Below are 15,004 nucleotides of genomic sequence, written 5' to 3' on the forward strand. Positions count from 1 at the left end.
TTCCAAATAAAACTTCGTCATATCATTTACCTGTTTATACAAAATTAACTCGTATCTTTATCTCTATGAGTTAATACTGCATCAACGAGTCCATATTTTACTGACTCTGCCGCACTTAAAAAATTATCTCGATCGGTATCTTTTTCAATGACATCAACAGACTGATCCGTATGCTTTGCCATAATTTCATTCAAACGAGCCTTAAGATATAGAATCTCCTTCGCATGTATTTCAATATCAGAAGCCTGTCCTTGAAACCCCCCCATTGGCTGATGAATCATCACACGCGAGTTTGGCAAACAAAAGCGTTTCCCTTTTGTCCCCGCTGTCAACAATAATGACCCCATACTTGCAGCTTGCCCCATACACAACGTACTCACATCAGGCTTAATATATTGCATGGTATCGTAAATTGCTAATCCAGCCGATACCAAACCACCGGGTGAGTTAATATAAAGATGAATATCTTTATCAGAGTTCTCTGATTCCAAAAACAAAAACTGTGCTACGATTAAATTTGCAGATGCCTCAGTAACCGGGCCGACTAAAAAAACCACCCGCTCCTTTAATAAACGAGAATAAATGTCATACGCGCGTTCTCCTCGCCCGCTTGTTTCAATGACCATTGGTATTAAACCCAGATTCCTGGGTTCTAAATCACGCTGTAGTTCGAATTGCTGCACCATATCAGGATATCCCCATCAATTCGTCGAATGTTATCGCTTTATCCACCACTTTAACTTTTTGTAACGCCCAGTTCACTACATTATCTTCCAGTACAATTGATTCAGCTTCTTTAAGCCGTTCTGAAGCGGCATAATGCCATTTAATAACTTCATCTGGGTTTTCATAACCTTGCGCGGCATCTTCCACAACTCTGCGAATTTGCTCCGATTGTGCTTTCAACTCATGAATCTTCACTAATTCCGCCAGGATTAGACCCAACTTTACACGGTATTCCGCTTTATCTTGAAATAAATCCCGCGATATAGGCATCTCTTTAGTTTTCATACCACGTGCTTCAAGATCATCACGAGTATTCTGCATTAATCGATCTAATTCCTGGTCAACTAAAAACTTAGGCGCTTCAATCTGAGTGGTATCCAGTAAAGATTGCATTATTTGTTCCTTAAGTCTTATCTTCACTCGTTTCGATACTTCTCTTTCCAGATTCGACTGAATCTCTTCTCTCATTTTTTCAATACTACCACCTTCAATTCCCAGCAACTTAGCAAATTCAGCATCTATTTCTGGTAATACCGGAGCTTCCACTGCGTTGATCTTCACCTCAAAGGTGACTGTTTTACCAGCAATTTCTTTACCATGATAATTTTCTGGAAAAGTAATTTCAAATGACTTATTTTGTCCCACATCCATACCAATCAGCGATTCTTCAAAATCCTTGAGAAACTTACCCTCTCCCAGAATCAAGTTAACATTCTCAGCTTTGCCATCAGCAATATCATTACCATCAATAACACCGTGATAATTAATATTAACCCGATCCAATTTCATAGCTGGGCGCGCCTCGGATCTATACTCCACTCGTTGCTTACGTACAATTTCTAGCGTTTTGTCAATATCATCAGCATTCACTTGTACTAAAGGTTGCTCAATACTTTTCTGACTTAAATCACCAAGTACAATATCAGGATAGACTTCAAATATCACACTAAATGTATATTGAGTCTCTTCTTCGCTTGCTTGCTTTGCCTCAAAATGAGGATAACCTGCAATACGTAAATTCAGTTCTTTCACAGCATCATCAAATTCTTTTTGCAACATGTCATTCAAGACATCTTGTTGAAGCTGCAAACCATATTGCTGCGCGATAATTTTTAATGGCACTTTTCCAGGGCGGAAACCGTGTATCTTAGCTGTCTTTGCCAAACGCTTTAGGCGTTTCTCGACTTCTATTTGGATTTTCTCTTGAGAAGCCGTGATATCAAGACGGCGCTTCAATGCACCTAAGTTTTCTACATTTGATCGCATTAAATTTCCTGACTAATTCTCAATATTTAATATTGCAACAACTAGAAATTACAGCAACCAGAATTTTTGGTCATAAAATTACTGCAATTATTTACTTATTGCCATGGTGCGAAAGGGGGGACTCGAACCCCCACACCTTTCGGCGCCAGAACCTAAATCTGGTGCGTCTACCAATTCCGCCACTTTCGCATACTACCTTCGTCTCAACATCTCAGTTTCAACTTTTTAATTATACCTTTTTCTACAAACCGTCGCAGTCATACCATTCATTACTTTGACAAAACACTATCTGACCACTAATTTTTTTACTATCTGGTCCCATCAGATACAAGTAGGCGGGCATCAGATCTTCTGGCTGAATCAATGTATCTTTGACTTCACCTGGATGCGTTTTAGCACGCTGAGGCGTATTAACAGGGCCTGGAATAAGTGCGTTAATACGTATATCTGGCAATACCTCCCATTCATCTGCCTGAATTTTTACCAATGCTTCAATGCCGGCCTTTGCTACGGCAAATCCGCCCCAATAAGCAGTCGGATTGTGGCCAAAAGTAGTAGCAGTCATAATAACGCAAGCATCAGGAGAAGCTTTAAGTAACGGGGAACAAGCACGCGTCAATGCAAATGGTGCAATCAAATTAATTTGTAGCATGGATCGCCATTGCTCAAGCGTCTGATTTTCCAGTGGACTCAAGCCAGAAACAGATGCTGCATTATGCAAAATACCGTCTAATCGACCTAATTGCTGATCAATTGCCTGAGCCATCACTTTAAAATCTTTGTCCTCAGCTTTTTCTAGATCAAGCGGATAGATAATCGCCTGTGCTTTATTTGTTGCTTCAATTTCATCATAAACCTGTTCTAACTTCTCAACCTGACGTCCATGTAAAATTACAGTTGCACCATAATCAGCGTATGTTAATGCTGCAGCACGACCCAATCCTTGGCCAGCGCCGGTAACAAGAATTACACGATCTTTCAGTAGATCTTTCGTTGCTGAATAGCCCTTAATTTTATTCATACTTAAAACTGTGCGTTGATAAATTTTCAGTATATGCTTACAGAATTAACCAGAAACATCGCGTTCACATTCATTATGAGAAACTATTATTTTGTTTATTCCATAACTCTGATCGCCAACTCTAATATTCAGCAAGAAACCACCCTTTCCTTCTCTGACAACCTGATATTATTTCGTCAAAATTAATTTGATATATACATTTTCGTAAATGTTGACTAATCTGATATCGAACTCTCTTCCTCAATTCCATCAGAAGATGATCGGAGACCTTTGCAAAACCCCAATAGTTGAAAAATTAACCATTTATAATCAATAGTATAAAGCTTCTATCGAGGACTTTTGCAAAAGTCTCGATCGGTAATATCGGAGTTTATTTCTAATTTATCCTGAACCTGAAAGTGTTCAAGCAACAAATGATTTCTCCAAAAGACAGTAACGTAAATTATTTATCCTCTGGAATATTTGATCTTACTCGAATCACAATTCAGATTTTGAATAAATGCATCGCATATAATATTCGCTGGCCCGTATCCGTTTAGAATACTCAGCAAATCATTAATCACAGATTATCTGATAGAGAAAGACTAGCATGTATTCAATAAATTAGTATTTAAATATACACTCGTTCTCTCAGCCTGCTTCTTATTACCTGGCGTGCAATAATATATATAACTATTTGATATATATTGGATTACAACTCGATTAAAAAACTCAGCATTTGTAAAAAGATTGACCCATCTACATTCTAATTTTTCTAATTTCATCATTCTGATTTCGCCATTCACACCTTGACCATCCAGAATAAGCCCAGAATAAGCCAAACAGAATTCAAACTCAGTATATTCTAACAAATTTAGACGCACTGTTTGAAGTATGATACTTTATCTGCCATATCAAAAACAAATAATAAAAAAATAAAAAGCAGATCAATATCAATTTCCGTAACATACCAAACCGGCAAATCCTGTAACCAAAACAGGATTTGCCGGTCCGTTAGCAAACCAGGGTTTTTTGGTCTGAGTATGTTACATATCCATACCGCCCATACCGCCCATACCGCCCATACCGCCCATACCGCCCATACCAGCAGCGCCACCAGATTCTTCTTTAGGTAATTCCCCTACCATTGCATCAGTCGTCAACATCAAACTTGCAACCGAAGCAGCATTTTGCAAAGCTGAACGTGTAACTTTGGTTGGATCCAGCACACCCATATTGACCATATCACCATACTCACCAGTAGCAGCGTTATAACCAAAGTTACCTTTACCTTCAATAACCTTATTAACAACGACTGAAGGCTCATCGCCACAGTTTGTAACAATCTGACGCAGTGGCTCTTCTAATGCGCGCAACACAATCTTAATACCTGCATCCTGATCATGATTATCACCTTTAGTTCCGCTTACCACCGTAATAGCACGTAACAGCGCAACACCACCGCCTGGAATGATACCTTCTTCTACTGCTGCGCGTGTTGCATGCAGCGCATCTTCAACACGTGCCTTCTTCTCTTTCATTTCTACTTCGGTAGCTGCTCCTACTTTGATGAGAGCCACCCCGCCGGCAAGCTTAGCTACTCGTTCCTGCAGCTTTTCTTTATCGTAGTCACTGGTCGCTTCTTCGATCTGCTTACGAATCTGCCCAACACGACTTTCGATACCCTTTGCGTCACCTGCACCATCAATAATAATCGTATTTTCTTTGCCAATTTCTACACGCTTAGCCTGTCCCAAGTCTTCTAGTTTGACTTTTTCCAAAGACAAGCCGACTTCTTCGGCAATTACAGTACCACCCGTAAGAATTGCAATATCCTCTAACATTGCTTTGCGACGGTCACCAAAACCAGGTGCTTTAACCGCACAGGTTTTAAGAATACCTCGAATGTTATTCACAACTAAAGTAGCCAGCGCTTCGCCATCAACATCTTCAGCAATGATCAATAGTGGTTTACTTGCCTTAGCCACTTGCTCCAATACCGGTAGCAAATCACGAATATTAGAAATCTTCTTGTCATGTAATAAGATATAAGGATTTTCTAACAACGCAATTTGTTTATCCGCACTACTCACAAAATAAGGTGAGAGATAACCGCGATCAAACTGCATACCTTCAACCACTTCCAACTCATTTTGCAGGCCAGAACCATCCTCTACCGTGATCACGCCTTCTTTACCAACTTTGCCCATCGCATCAGCTATGATCTTACCAATTTCGGCGTCCGAATTTGCGGAAATACTACCGACTTGTGCAATTTCCTTTGCTGTAGCACATGGTTTAGAAAGTTTCTTGAGCTCTTCAACTGCCGCAGTCACTGCTTTGTCAATGCCGCGCTTGAGATCCATTGGATTCATCCCGGCAGCGACAAACTTCATACCTTCCTTAACAATAGATTGCGCCAGTACCGTCGCTGTAGTGGTTCCATCACCCGCTACATCTGATGTTTTACTGGCCACTTCCTTGAGCATCTGTGCGCCCATGTTTTCGAACTTATCTTTCAATTCGATTTCTTTTGCTACCGAAACACCGTCTTTTGTAATTGTGGGAGCACCATAAGAACGCTCTAGAACAACATTGCGACCTTTTGGTCCTAATGTAACTTTGACCGCATCTGCCAGAACATTAACCCCTGCCACCATCTTGTGACGAGCTGAATCACCGAATTTCACTTCTTTTGCCGACATAATCTTTCTCCTAATTACCCAAGTTATTGTTTAAGCTATCAATTGAAAAGATTAACCTTCAATTACGCCCATAATATCTTCTTCTCGCATGACCAAGAGTTCTTCTCCCTGAACTTTTACTGATTGTCCAGAATATTTACCAAACAATACTTTGTCACCCACCTTTACTTCCAGTGCACGCACATTACCATCATCACCCACTTTACCTTTACCCACCGCCATAATTTCACCTTGATCAGGTTTCTCTGCCGCACTATCAGGAATAACAATACCTGACGAGGTCTTGCGTTCTTCTTCCAAGCGTTTGACAATCACACGATCATGTAAAGGACGAATTTTCATGCCTATTTCTCCCATTAGAAAATTAATAATTCGGAATTTGTAAAATAATTTGTACTTCGTACGTATGAACGATTAAATTAATTCAAAGATATTCACGATAACGATACAAAAAATCAATATTAGCACTCACTGCTAACGAGTGCTAATAATAGGGTCTATTAACTAAAATTTCAAGACAATGAGCAATAAATATTTATCAGGACTAGCTTAAAAATAGGCTGACATCCTTTCATACAAACAAAACAGCATGAAACCTTCCCACCTTAGCTGAATAAATAATGAAATAACAAGAATAAAAATAAACTTTGAGAGACTTTTGCGAAAGTCCTCACCAGAAGTTTTATACTACTGATTATAAAGTATTAATTTTTTAACTATTGGGGTTTTGCAAAGGTCTCTTTGAGTCACTGAAATTGAAACAGCGTTGAGACAAGGCAGTGTGTTGATAAATATTGATGCCATCATTGGCTGAGAAATATTACGAGGCTTTTGCAAAAGTTCTCGTCAGAAGTTTTTGGCTATTGATTATAAAGGATTAATTTTTCAACTATTGGGGTTTTGCAAAGGTCTCTACCGGATAATCGACGACTGGCTGGGCATCCCTCTAATTCTATCAGCAAACAGATTCAATCACACGGCTTGATGATTAAGAGCACGGGGGGAACGATGATTGGGCCACATTAGGATTGAAATCAACAATCTGCCCTAGAATAATCGTATCATACTATAAGACTTATAGCCTACATTCTATCAATTTATTAAGAAAATTCAGAATTCTACTGATATTTACCTGGTTTTTTCATCAAAAAATTTATTATAAGGCGCTGGTTTGCCAATAAAATAACCCTGCGCATAATCTATATCCATCTTCTCAATCAAAGAAAACACCCCCTCGTTCTCAACGAACTCAGCTGTAATTTTCTTACCAAATCCCCTCGCTACGCTACACAAGGCATTTACCAGAATCTGATCATCCTTACTGTCTGTTAAATTTCGAATGAATGATCCATCGATCTTAACTGCATCAATAGGAAGCTCTCTTAAATAGTAAAAAGAGGAGAAACCGACACCAAAATCATCTAATGTAAAGCCACACCCCAGTTTCTTGATTTCAACCATGAGTCCACGAGCCCTCGGCAAGTTCTCCAGCGCAGCCGTTTCTGTAATTTCAAACATTAAAGTTCTTGGATCTAAGTCATGATAAGCAAGCGTTTGCTTTAATATAGGCAATAACTCAGAATCATTGAATGCATGTGCAGATAAATTAATTGAGAAATTGACATGATGTCCACCTTGATTAATTGCAGCTGCTTGTGCAATCGCTTTACGCAATACCATATGATCAATGGCATGAATGAGCCCGGTATGTTCTGCAGCCTGAATAAAACCTGCGGGAGGAAGTATCGTGCCATCTATATCACGCATACGCAATAACACTTCATAATGCGTAATATTTCTACTACGGATATCCATAATAGGTTGTAAATAAAGTAGAAAATTGTCATGTAGATGGGAATATTCAATCCGTTCCTTCCAATATACCAGTGTGTGCATACGTTCAAGACTGCGATCATTACTTGAAAATAAGTAACAAGCATTACGTCCCGTATCCTTAGCATGATACATGGCGAGATCCGCGGCAGCTAACAAATCATGCACATTGTTTCCATGCTCAGGAAAAAGTGCAATACCAATGCTAGCCGATATTTTGTGTGTTCGATTGTTTATGGTTATTTGCACCTCACCGAGATGATCAAGAATTTTTCTTGCAACAACAAGTGCGCCCTCTCCATTGATCTCAGGCAATATAATTGCAAATTCATCTCCACCCAGGCGACCGATTATATCGTCAGTACGAACCGCATGAAACAATATACCTGCAACCATTTTGAGTATGGTGTCGCCGGCTTGATGTCCACTTGTATCATTTATATATTTAAATCGATCCAAATCAAAAAATAACAGTGCACCAGAGTGGCGATATCTACCAGCCCGGCTTAATATCTGCTCTAACTCTTCACTAAAGCGGCGTCTATTAAACAAGTTAGTTAATGGATCATGATCCGCCAGCCAAGCCAAATGTCCCTCTACTCGTTTATATTCAGTTATATCGAGGCCTACCGACAGGACTGATGGACCATCTTCGGAATACCAGGTAAGGCGGGAGTGCATCCAAACAACATGACGAGTTGATCCATCCTTACAATAAGTAATTGCCTCATGTCGGAATTGTGCTTTTTGTCCGCGACGTATTTCTTCAAAGCAAACAAATAAATCTCGCAATCCGCCTCCAGGATCTAGAATGCTCAAAAAAGGAACACCTTTTAATTCTCCTTCGGTATAGTGCGTCAGCATCTCTCCATACGTATTCAATGAAATTATTTTCCCGCTCAAATCCTGTGTCAGCACAATGACTTGAGCGGAATCAAGTAAATGTGCAATAAAATCCCGCTCTTTACTCAACTCATCTCTTTGCTGAATCAAGATTTTGGTTCGCGAAGAAACCTCGTTTTCAAGCCTCTCTAATTGAAGTGATAGAGTCATTGCGGCTTCATAGAGCATATCAATTTCATCTCTGAATTTTTTTTTCAACTCAGCAGAAAAAAGAGTCGAACGAAAACTTTCAAATTTACCGTTCGCCAGAAGAGGTAATGTAAAAGCCACATCCTTTAGCCGAGATAATAATCCCGTAAAAATAACGTATAATAAAACTCCAGAAAATATGAGCCCAAATAAACCAATTATGGCTATCTGCCATATCAATTCGTGAATATTATTCACCGCGGCAGTCACATCAGTAATAACCACTAAATATCCAGCATCGGTCGCAACAGAACCAGCTAAGGGAAATAACTTGATTTGTCTATACAACTCATTCCATTTAACCTGAACACCATCGTTTAACTTACTAATTTCCGGATACTCCCGCACGACCTTAGCAAGGATCTTACGATTCTCGTCCCTATTAGTAAGAGCCGTTATGCGAACACCCCACTGCGAGATTCGTTTGTCATCGTTTTGATTGGATAAACCATTCGGATTTCTTACAAACAGACCAATATCAGCACCCGATACTTTCCTAAATGCCAAGAGAGCATCAGCTAAAGAAATTCCAATCATCACCACCCCGGCCTTATGGCCTTCCACCAATAAAGGAGCAATGGTGTATTGCATACAGCTTTTTCCACAAACCAAGGGATTAATCGGTACCTCCTGATGATTCACACGAGCAACCCAATCCAATACTTCATCATTGTTATCTACAGCGGATTCAACCCCCCCCCAATTCGCTACTAGTTGGTTTGACTGATTATAGAAACGAACAAACTCAACCCCATTATGAAATTGTAACAATGTCCAGTGCCGATCAAATACCTCACCAATTTCACTTTCATCACCCTTGAGCAAAACCGCACCCATTCCATCTAAAAATGGAATCATTTCCGCTACCCTATGCAAATCTTGCGAAGTATCTTCAAGTAACCGATCAACTTCTCTTGCGTAACGTTTGTACCCTATATCCCGTTGATTCTCAAAGTCAGCGATTAATCCCCAATAACTCACAATACAAAACAACATCACAATCGCTAGTAGGATTAAGCTACTCAGTAGTGAAATTTTCCACTTCAAACTAAGAAATACCTTATCCTTAGTATTACCAATAGGATAGGATTCAGCTATAACTTCTACAGAATTTTGTTTCATCAGAATTTGTACTTAAAAACGATAAGAAGCCTGAACGGAGAAAAGATTCCAGTGCTGACGAGTATCTACAGAATTAGGATTATCCAGAACGGAAAGCCAGGCTGTCCCATTAATGCGATGATATTCGGTACGCAACATAAACTCAGGTGTGATATTCCAACGCAAACCTACCGTGATATCCTTTGCAAAACGACTGTACCTTGGTTGACCAGACCTTGAAGCAAATTCTTTCCCATCCCGATCTTCCCGATCTGTAAAAAGGAGATCGTAGCGCAAAACGCCTTCCCAGTGCGGATTAAAACGATAGGTACCTTGGAAGTAATAGCTTTCCCCAAAAAAATCTGTATCTGGAATTACTCCAAAATTATTATATTTAAAATGTCGCAGTGCATACTCAGAAGTCAAACTCCAATGTTCAGTATTGTATTGTGCAGAAAAGATGAAAGGAGAAAACTGAATTGATCCTGCACTGATTGCGTCAAACTTACCAGGATCATAACCAATATTAACTTGTGCACCACTAACAGAAAAACGCAACCGCCCATCATTACTTTCATACGAGCCACGACCAATATATGATAATTTCGGTGTCAGGTCACCCGGCCTATCATTACTGAGCAGTGCCAGCTCAGTATCTTTATCATCCACTATTGGTCTTATAAATCCGAATTGAAAAAAGAAATTGCCAATATTTGTACTAGAAGTTTCTCCATAAAGTTGTACGGCATCTGAAGAAAGTGCGAGATTACGTGTACGATCAAAATAAATAGATTGTGGCAATAAAATACTCGGCCGCGTAAAAGCCATGTCACGCGTGTCATTATAAAAACCCAACGGATTTTTTAATCGGCCAATACGCAAACCAAATTGATTTGTTTCGCGTGAGATTAACCGATAATCAAGAAAGCCATAGTCAAGACGAGGAATCCCAGAATTCCCTTTACCTGCACGACGAGAAAGCGCTTGTGCCGAAATTTGTAATTTGGGTAAAATCCGTAACGAAGCATTCAATCCAATTTCTGTAAAACCAAAACTACCTTTCTTGTCACTATCGCCAAAAACATCATTACCTGATGTTTTTATGTATGCTTGGCTCGCAAACCCATGAATCTGCAGATCGCCTTGGCGTTCTGCCTCACGCAGCCATTCTATCGCTGAGCTAACAAAACCAGTATCCTTGAAAGATTTATCGAGATCTTCAGCCTGGACGGAAAAACTCCCCAAGATAATCAATATAGTAATCGGACTAATTATTCGTTTATAATGGCCGAGCATGCTGTTACTGAATCTGGAGTACATCAACTCTATCATTATTAATATCTGCTTTCCATAAATAACCAATTGCACCAGGTGTGTTAGCAACTTTTGCAAGCATTTCTTCACTTGAATTTACTTTGATTGGAGCCTGGCCGGTGCCTGAAAACACCAATCTATCCCAAGCCAGACGAAGCTGGTAAGAAAATATATTCAATTTTTCTTTACAAAATTTCTGATGCAGAGAAGCATCATCGGACATCACAAAAACTCTGATCATGGCTCCATTTGACCAGGTGTGCAGTCGCATACCAAAAATAGCACGCAAGGATTTTATAGACAGATTCTTATCGCTAACATCTGGATGAATAATTACTTCATATTGACCATCTGCCCAAACGTTACACGCAGCGCTTTGTATATAGAAAAAAATAAATATCTGGACAATGCATCGGCAAAACACATTCGTCATCGTCCCGCCATAATTTTCTCTACTTCTTTCACACACGTTAGCTTAAATAAGCAGAAGTTTATACACAAAAATAAAGCTATATTAAACAATATATTACCCACATTTACTTGAAGTTTTTATTAAGGGATAAGAAATTTAATTATGAAAAATATGAGGCTCTTATAAAAACGAAAAAATCTCATATGACACATTCACACCGCAGGCATGATATATCAGACGAAGTATGGGCGCTACTTGAGACTCATTTGCTTGGCCGCCAAGGCGTTTGGAGAGGAATGGCTAGATAGTGCAATCATCAGATACTTGCCCAGAGAGCCGTGCATCTGATTTGCACAGCGGCGAGGAATGAAGCGGGAGATCAAAAACTGACAGTCGTCTGATTATCCGAGACTTTTGCAAAAGCCCTCGCCAGAAGTTTTCGTCCATCGATTATAAAAAGTTAATTTTTCAACTATTGGGGTTTTGCAAAGGTCTCTATCCATACATCAAATTTTAAGATCATTTTTTTGTTCTCTTCTTCAGTGAACAAAATACAAATATTCGGGGAAAAATTATGTCACTAATCCGCCCTAAACTGTATTAGTAATACACCCACATAGCTTGATGTAATAAAATTATAATTTTCTTAAAGTGCTATTTTTTTACATCATTCATAGGAAGAGAGAAAATTCTACCGTAATCAGTAACCAGCTCCCAAATCTCACGATGATTCTCGTACATTCTATCCAATACATCTACCAGTTTAATATAGTAGGGTCGGCGTATGCCGTGATAATCAATAAGCGGCCCGATAGGATGAAGATCCGAGCCATAACAGCTCAGCAACCGATTCAACGCCGGATCCATTACGGACAGCCAATGACTGATATTGTGCTTAGCGCACATACGTACAATACCGACAATTAATGCCACACAAATACTGGGAAAGCGCCGGCGGTTCGTTATGCCTTTCGTCCTTAGCTCGGCATCTACACTAGCATACTGAGCTCTTCGTTTGGAGAATTGGCCAACAATGGTAAAGCGGGAAATTTCGGCGACATGCTGGCGCGGCAAATGATTGATATCAACGATATCAGAATCTATCTGAGCATGTAGCTCGATTGGAAATGGCTTACCCGGATCTAAAGGATCCTGAAGAATCAAACGAACCGTGCCAATAAAGGAATCTGACGAACGATGCCGCAATAGAATATGGGATGAGTGACGATCATATTCATCTTCCTCTAATCCATACGGATAGCGTGATGAATCAAACCCAGGCAGACGCTCTTCTATACACAGCACTTGATAACGTAAGCGATAGACCTCCTTCAATAATTCTTCCGAGTCAGCCATAACCAGCTCGAAGAATTCATTGAAAGCGGTATATATATCGTTCATTATAAACTGCCTGTATTATTTTCATCATATCAATCAGCCAAACTTAAAAGAAATCCGAAAATTTTATATCTTAACAGGCAGGGATGCCATATCAACGATATACAAACACAAACTTGCTCATTTCTGCTTGATTAATGTGTTAATTTTACAAACCCAGTAATTAAGCATCATACCCAGTTATTCGCCATGTCCGGATTCAGCATAACCTCTCTGCGCTTTCTTTAAATATACCATAACTAAACAGAATACCGTTTCCCGCGCATTTAACGTTGCTTATGCCAATGTTCCAACATCATTAACACCCAAACCATGGTGCCATGATAGCTGGCATGCTCATTTAAATGCTGACTTAATAGCTTATCGATAAATTCTGGACTGATTATGTTACGTAATTTCAAATCAATCAAGCTGTCCGCCGCCAAATCCTGTAAAGGTTTATGATCCTGAAGCCAAATCCCAAAAGGCAAACCAAAACCATGTTTCTGCTTAGCGAGAATCTCGTCTGGCAAAAATCCGCGTAATGCCTCTTTAAAGAAATAGCGCAACCTTGTTCCTTTTAACTTAAGTCGTGGCTCTAGTCGTGCAGAAAAGTCTATCATTTCATTACTGATCAATGGAAAAGCCACTTCCATCTGCGCTAATTCACAGGCTTTAATTACTTTAGGTAGGTCATTGTCTGTTAATGTGAATTTCCAGTCAAAAGCTAACATCCGATTGATCAAACTGCTTGCGTGAACCTGACGATAAGTATCATTTATCAGAATGCATGGCTGCTCTGAATTAATGCTTGCAGAAAATTCCGGTGTAAAAACCTTCTGATAACCATAACGACCAAGCAAATTATATGTTTCCATACGCGCGGGCATTGGCAATCTCGCCTGTTCTATATAACTGCGCACCTTACGTATCGGTAATGGATTAATACCGCCCGCCATTTTCAGGAATAGCGGTTCAATAATTTTTTCACGTAACATCGGAGGAAAATATTCATACAGAGAAAACAAATATTGCTTTGCGTAACGCACATTGCCCCCAAACAACTCATCTCCGCCATCACCACCTAATAATTTATCTAACCCATCCGCTTTAGCCATGCGCGCGCAATAAAAGGCAGGTATAGCTGAAGCATTACCAAAAGGTTGGTCAAAAACGGCCGCAATATGAGGAATGGCAGCTACCACATCATCTGGTGTCACGTAATATTCATGATGTTGAGTGGCAAAGTGTCGGGCTGCAATACGAGCATATTCCATTTCATCATAACCACGCGCTTCAAAACCAATTGAATAGGTTCGAGCGGGCTCATTACTTACTTCTCCTAACACACCTGCGATGGTGGAACTGTCAGTCCCGCCACTAAGATATGCACCCACCGATTGATTACCTGCAGCTTCACGTACACTCGACCGTAATAAATCGTGAAAATCTTGTTTTAGTTCAGCAAATGAACAACTCTCCATTTCACTGAAATTTGCCTTCCAATATTGCCCAATTTTGACTGTTCCCTTCTGAAAAACCAGATATTCGCCAGATAGAAGGCGCTGCTGACCTTTATATATCGTGCCTGGGCCGGGTACCATGTGAAAATAAACATAATTAAAGAAGCTCTGTGGATCAATCTCTGGCTGTATCAATGGGTGCTGAATAATCGAATCCGTCGATGAAGAAAAGACCAACCCTTCTCTCGAAATCTGATAAACAAGTGATCGTGTTCCCATACGATCAACTGCCAAAACAACCTCTCCGCTATCTTCATTCAATATGCAAAGAGAAAATTCTCCCACAAGGCCTGCTAGAATCTTTTCTCCCTTTACTTGCCAGTTATCCGCCAATATTTTAGCAACACCTTCAGTCCGTATGAGCTGGTTCAAACTAGCATCCTGAAACTTAACATGGCCCCATAATCCAACCAAAATGCCTGCCTTCTGATACAAATGCATACCATTATTATTAGCAGCAACAGCTAACCCAGCACGCGCTCCAATCAGTGTTTGAGCGTTGCTGCTATCAAATCGAACAATTGGCTTGAGCATTTGCTCAATAAGTTGCCGATTCTCGACGGCAGTTCCATCGTGTCCTATCCAGCCACACAATCCACTCATAATGACTTCCTTATTTTTCTCGATATTTTATATCTAATTTATTTTCTAATTC

10 protein-coding genes, 1 tRNA gene and 1 pseudogene are annotated in these 15,004 nt (G+C 39.8%); 1 reads left to right on the top strand and 11 read right to left on the bottom strand.

The genetic code is table 11. The features are described from left to right. Positions 1-44: 44 nt before the first annotated feature. From clpP to BUQ89_RS14005, 9 genes are all read right to left on the bottom strand, one after another. A complete protein-coding gene (clpP, locus tag BUQ89_RS11560; protein WP_028460877.1) occupies positions 45-686 on the bottom strand; it encodes an ATP-dependent Clp endopeptidase proteolytic subunit ClpP in 642 nt (213 codons plus the stop codon). Position 687: 1 nt separating this feature from the next. Continuing rightward, positions 688-1,992, bottom strand: coding sequence for a trigger factor (gene tig / locus BUQ89_RS11565; protein WP_028460876.1), 1,305 nt, complete (start codon positions 1,990-1,992; stop codon positions 688-690). A gap of 104 nt (positions 1,993-2,096) precedes the next feature. Then, positions 2,097-2,181: transfer RNA gene (locus BUQ89_RS11570), tRNA-Leu, on the bottom strand. Between the two features lie 52 nt (positions 2,182-2,233). Continuing rightward, positions 2,234-3,013 (bottom strand): YciK family oxidoreductase, encoded by a 780-nt coding sequence (locus BUQ89_RS11575; RefSeq protein WP_051537507.1) that lies wholly within the window; start codon positions 3,011-3,013, stop codon positions 2,234-2,236. Positions 3,014-4,038: 1,025 nt separating this feature from the next. Further along, a complete protein-coding gene (gene groL, locus BUQ89_RS11580) occupies positions 4,039-5,697 on the bottom strand; it encodes a chaperonin GroEL (protein ID WP_028460873.1) in 1,659 nt (552 codons plus the stop codon). A gap of 51 nt (positions 5,698-5,748) precedes the next feature. Next, complete coding sequence (gene groES, locus BUQ89_RS11585) at positions 5,749-6,039, bottom strand: co-chaperone GroES (RefSeq protein ID WP_028460872.1); 291 nt, start codon at positions 6,037-6,039, stop codon at positions 5,749-5,751. Between the two features lie 786 nt (positions 6,040-6,825). After that, positions 6,826-9,744 (bottom strand): bifunctional diguanylate cyclase/phosphodiesterase, encoded by a 2,919-nt coding sequence (locus tag BUQ89_RS11590; RefSeq protein WP_028460871.1) that lies wholly within the window; start codon positions 9,742-9,744, stop codon positions 6,826-6,828. Between the two features lie 12 nt (positions 9,745-9,756). After that, on the bottom strand, positions 9,757-11,043 hold the full coding sequence (locus BUQ89_RS11595) for a porin family protein (RefSeq protein ID WP_028460870.1): 1,287 nt from the start codon (positions 11,041-11,043) through the stop codon (positions 9,757-9,759). Next, positions 11,024-11,278 carry a hypothetical protein gene (locus BUQ89_RS14005; RefSeq protein WP_245813012.1) on the bottom strand — a complete coding sequence of 85 codons (255 nt, stop codon included), beginning with the start codon at positions 11,276-11,278 and terminating at the stop codon, positions 11,024-11,026. Before BUQ89_RS14005 ends, BUQ89_RS11595 begins: the two co-directional genes overlap by 20 nt. Before the next feature lie 374 nt (positions 11,279-11,652). Here BUQ89_RS14005 and BUQ89_RS14285 point away from each other — a divergent pair. Next, positions 11,653-11,751: pseudogene (locus BUQ89_RS14285) on the top strand (IS5/IS1182 family transposase); the annotation flags it as partial. Between the two features lie 352 nt (positions 11,752-12,103). Here BUQ89_RS14285 and BUQ89_RS11605 read toward each other — a convergent pair. Both BUQ89_RS11605 and BUQ89_RS11610 read right to left on the bottom strand, forming a co-directional pair. Then, on the bottom strand, positions 12,104-12,850 hold the full coding sequence (locus tag BUQ89_RS11605) for a PEP-CTERM/exosortase system-associated acyltransferase (RefSeq protein WP_028460868.1): 747 nt from the start codon (positions 12,848-12,850) through the stop codon (positions 12,104-12,106). A gap of 263 nt (positions 12,851-13,113) precedes the next feature. Continuing rightward, entirely contained in the window at positions 13,114-14,952 is a 1,839-nt protein-coding gene (locus BUQ89_RS11610) for an asparagine synthetase B family protein (RefSeq protein WP_028460867.1), read from the bottom strand. Positions 14,953-15,004 lie beyond the last annotated feature (52 nt).

Source organism: Nitrosomonas cryotolerans ATCC 49181 (genome assembly GCF_900143275.1).
Lineage (GTDB): Bacteria > Pseudomonadota > Gammaproteobacteria > Burkholderiales > Nitrosomonadaceae > Nitrosomonas > Nitrosomonas cryotolerans.

Coding starts and splice junctions, on each gene's coding strand:
- clpP (WP_028460877.1), bottom strand. CDS start 686: ATGGTGCAGCAATTCGAACTACAGCGTGATTTAGAACCCAGGAATCTG.
- tig (WP_028460876.1), bottom strand. CDS start 1,992: ATGCGATCAAATGTAGAAAACTTAGGTGCATTGAAGCGCCGTCTTGAT.
- BUQ89_RS11575 (WP_051537507.1), bottom strand. CDS start 3,013: ATGAATAAAATTAAGGGCTATTCAGCAACGAAAGATCTACTGAAAGAT.
- groL (WP_028460873.1), bottom strand. CDS start 5,697: ATGTCGGCAAAAGAAGTGAAATTCGGTGATTCAGCTCGTCACAAGATG.
- groES (WP_028460872.1), bottom strand. CDS start 6,039: ATGAAAATTCGTCCTTTACATGATCGTGTGATTGTCAAACGCTTGGAA.
- BUQ89_RS11590 (WP_028460871.1), bottom strand. CDS start 9,744: ATGAAACAAAATTCTGTAGAAGTTATAGCTGAATCCTATCCTATTGGT.
- BUQ89_RS11595 (WP_028460870.1), bottom strand. CDS start 11,043: ATGTACTCCAGATTCAGTAACAGCATGCTCGGCCATTATAAACGAATA.
- BUQ89_RS14005 (WP_245813012.1), bottom strand. CDS start 11,278: ATGATCAGAGTTTTTGTGATGTCCGATGATGCTTCTCTGCATCAGAAA.
- BUQ89_RS11605 (WP_028460868.1), bottom strand. CDS start 12,850: ATGAACGATATATATACCGCTTTCAATGAATTCTTCGAGCTGGTTATG.
- BUQ89_RS11610 (WP_028460867.1), bottom strand. CDS start 14,952: ATGAGTGGATTGTGTGGCTGGATAGGACACGATGGAACTGCCGTCGAG.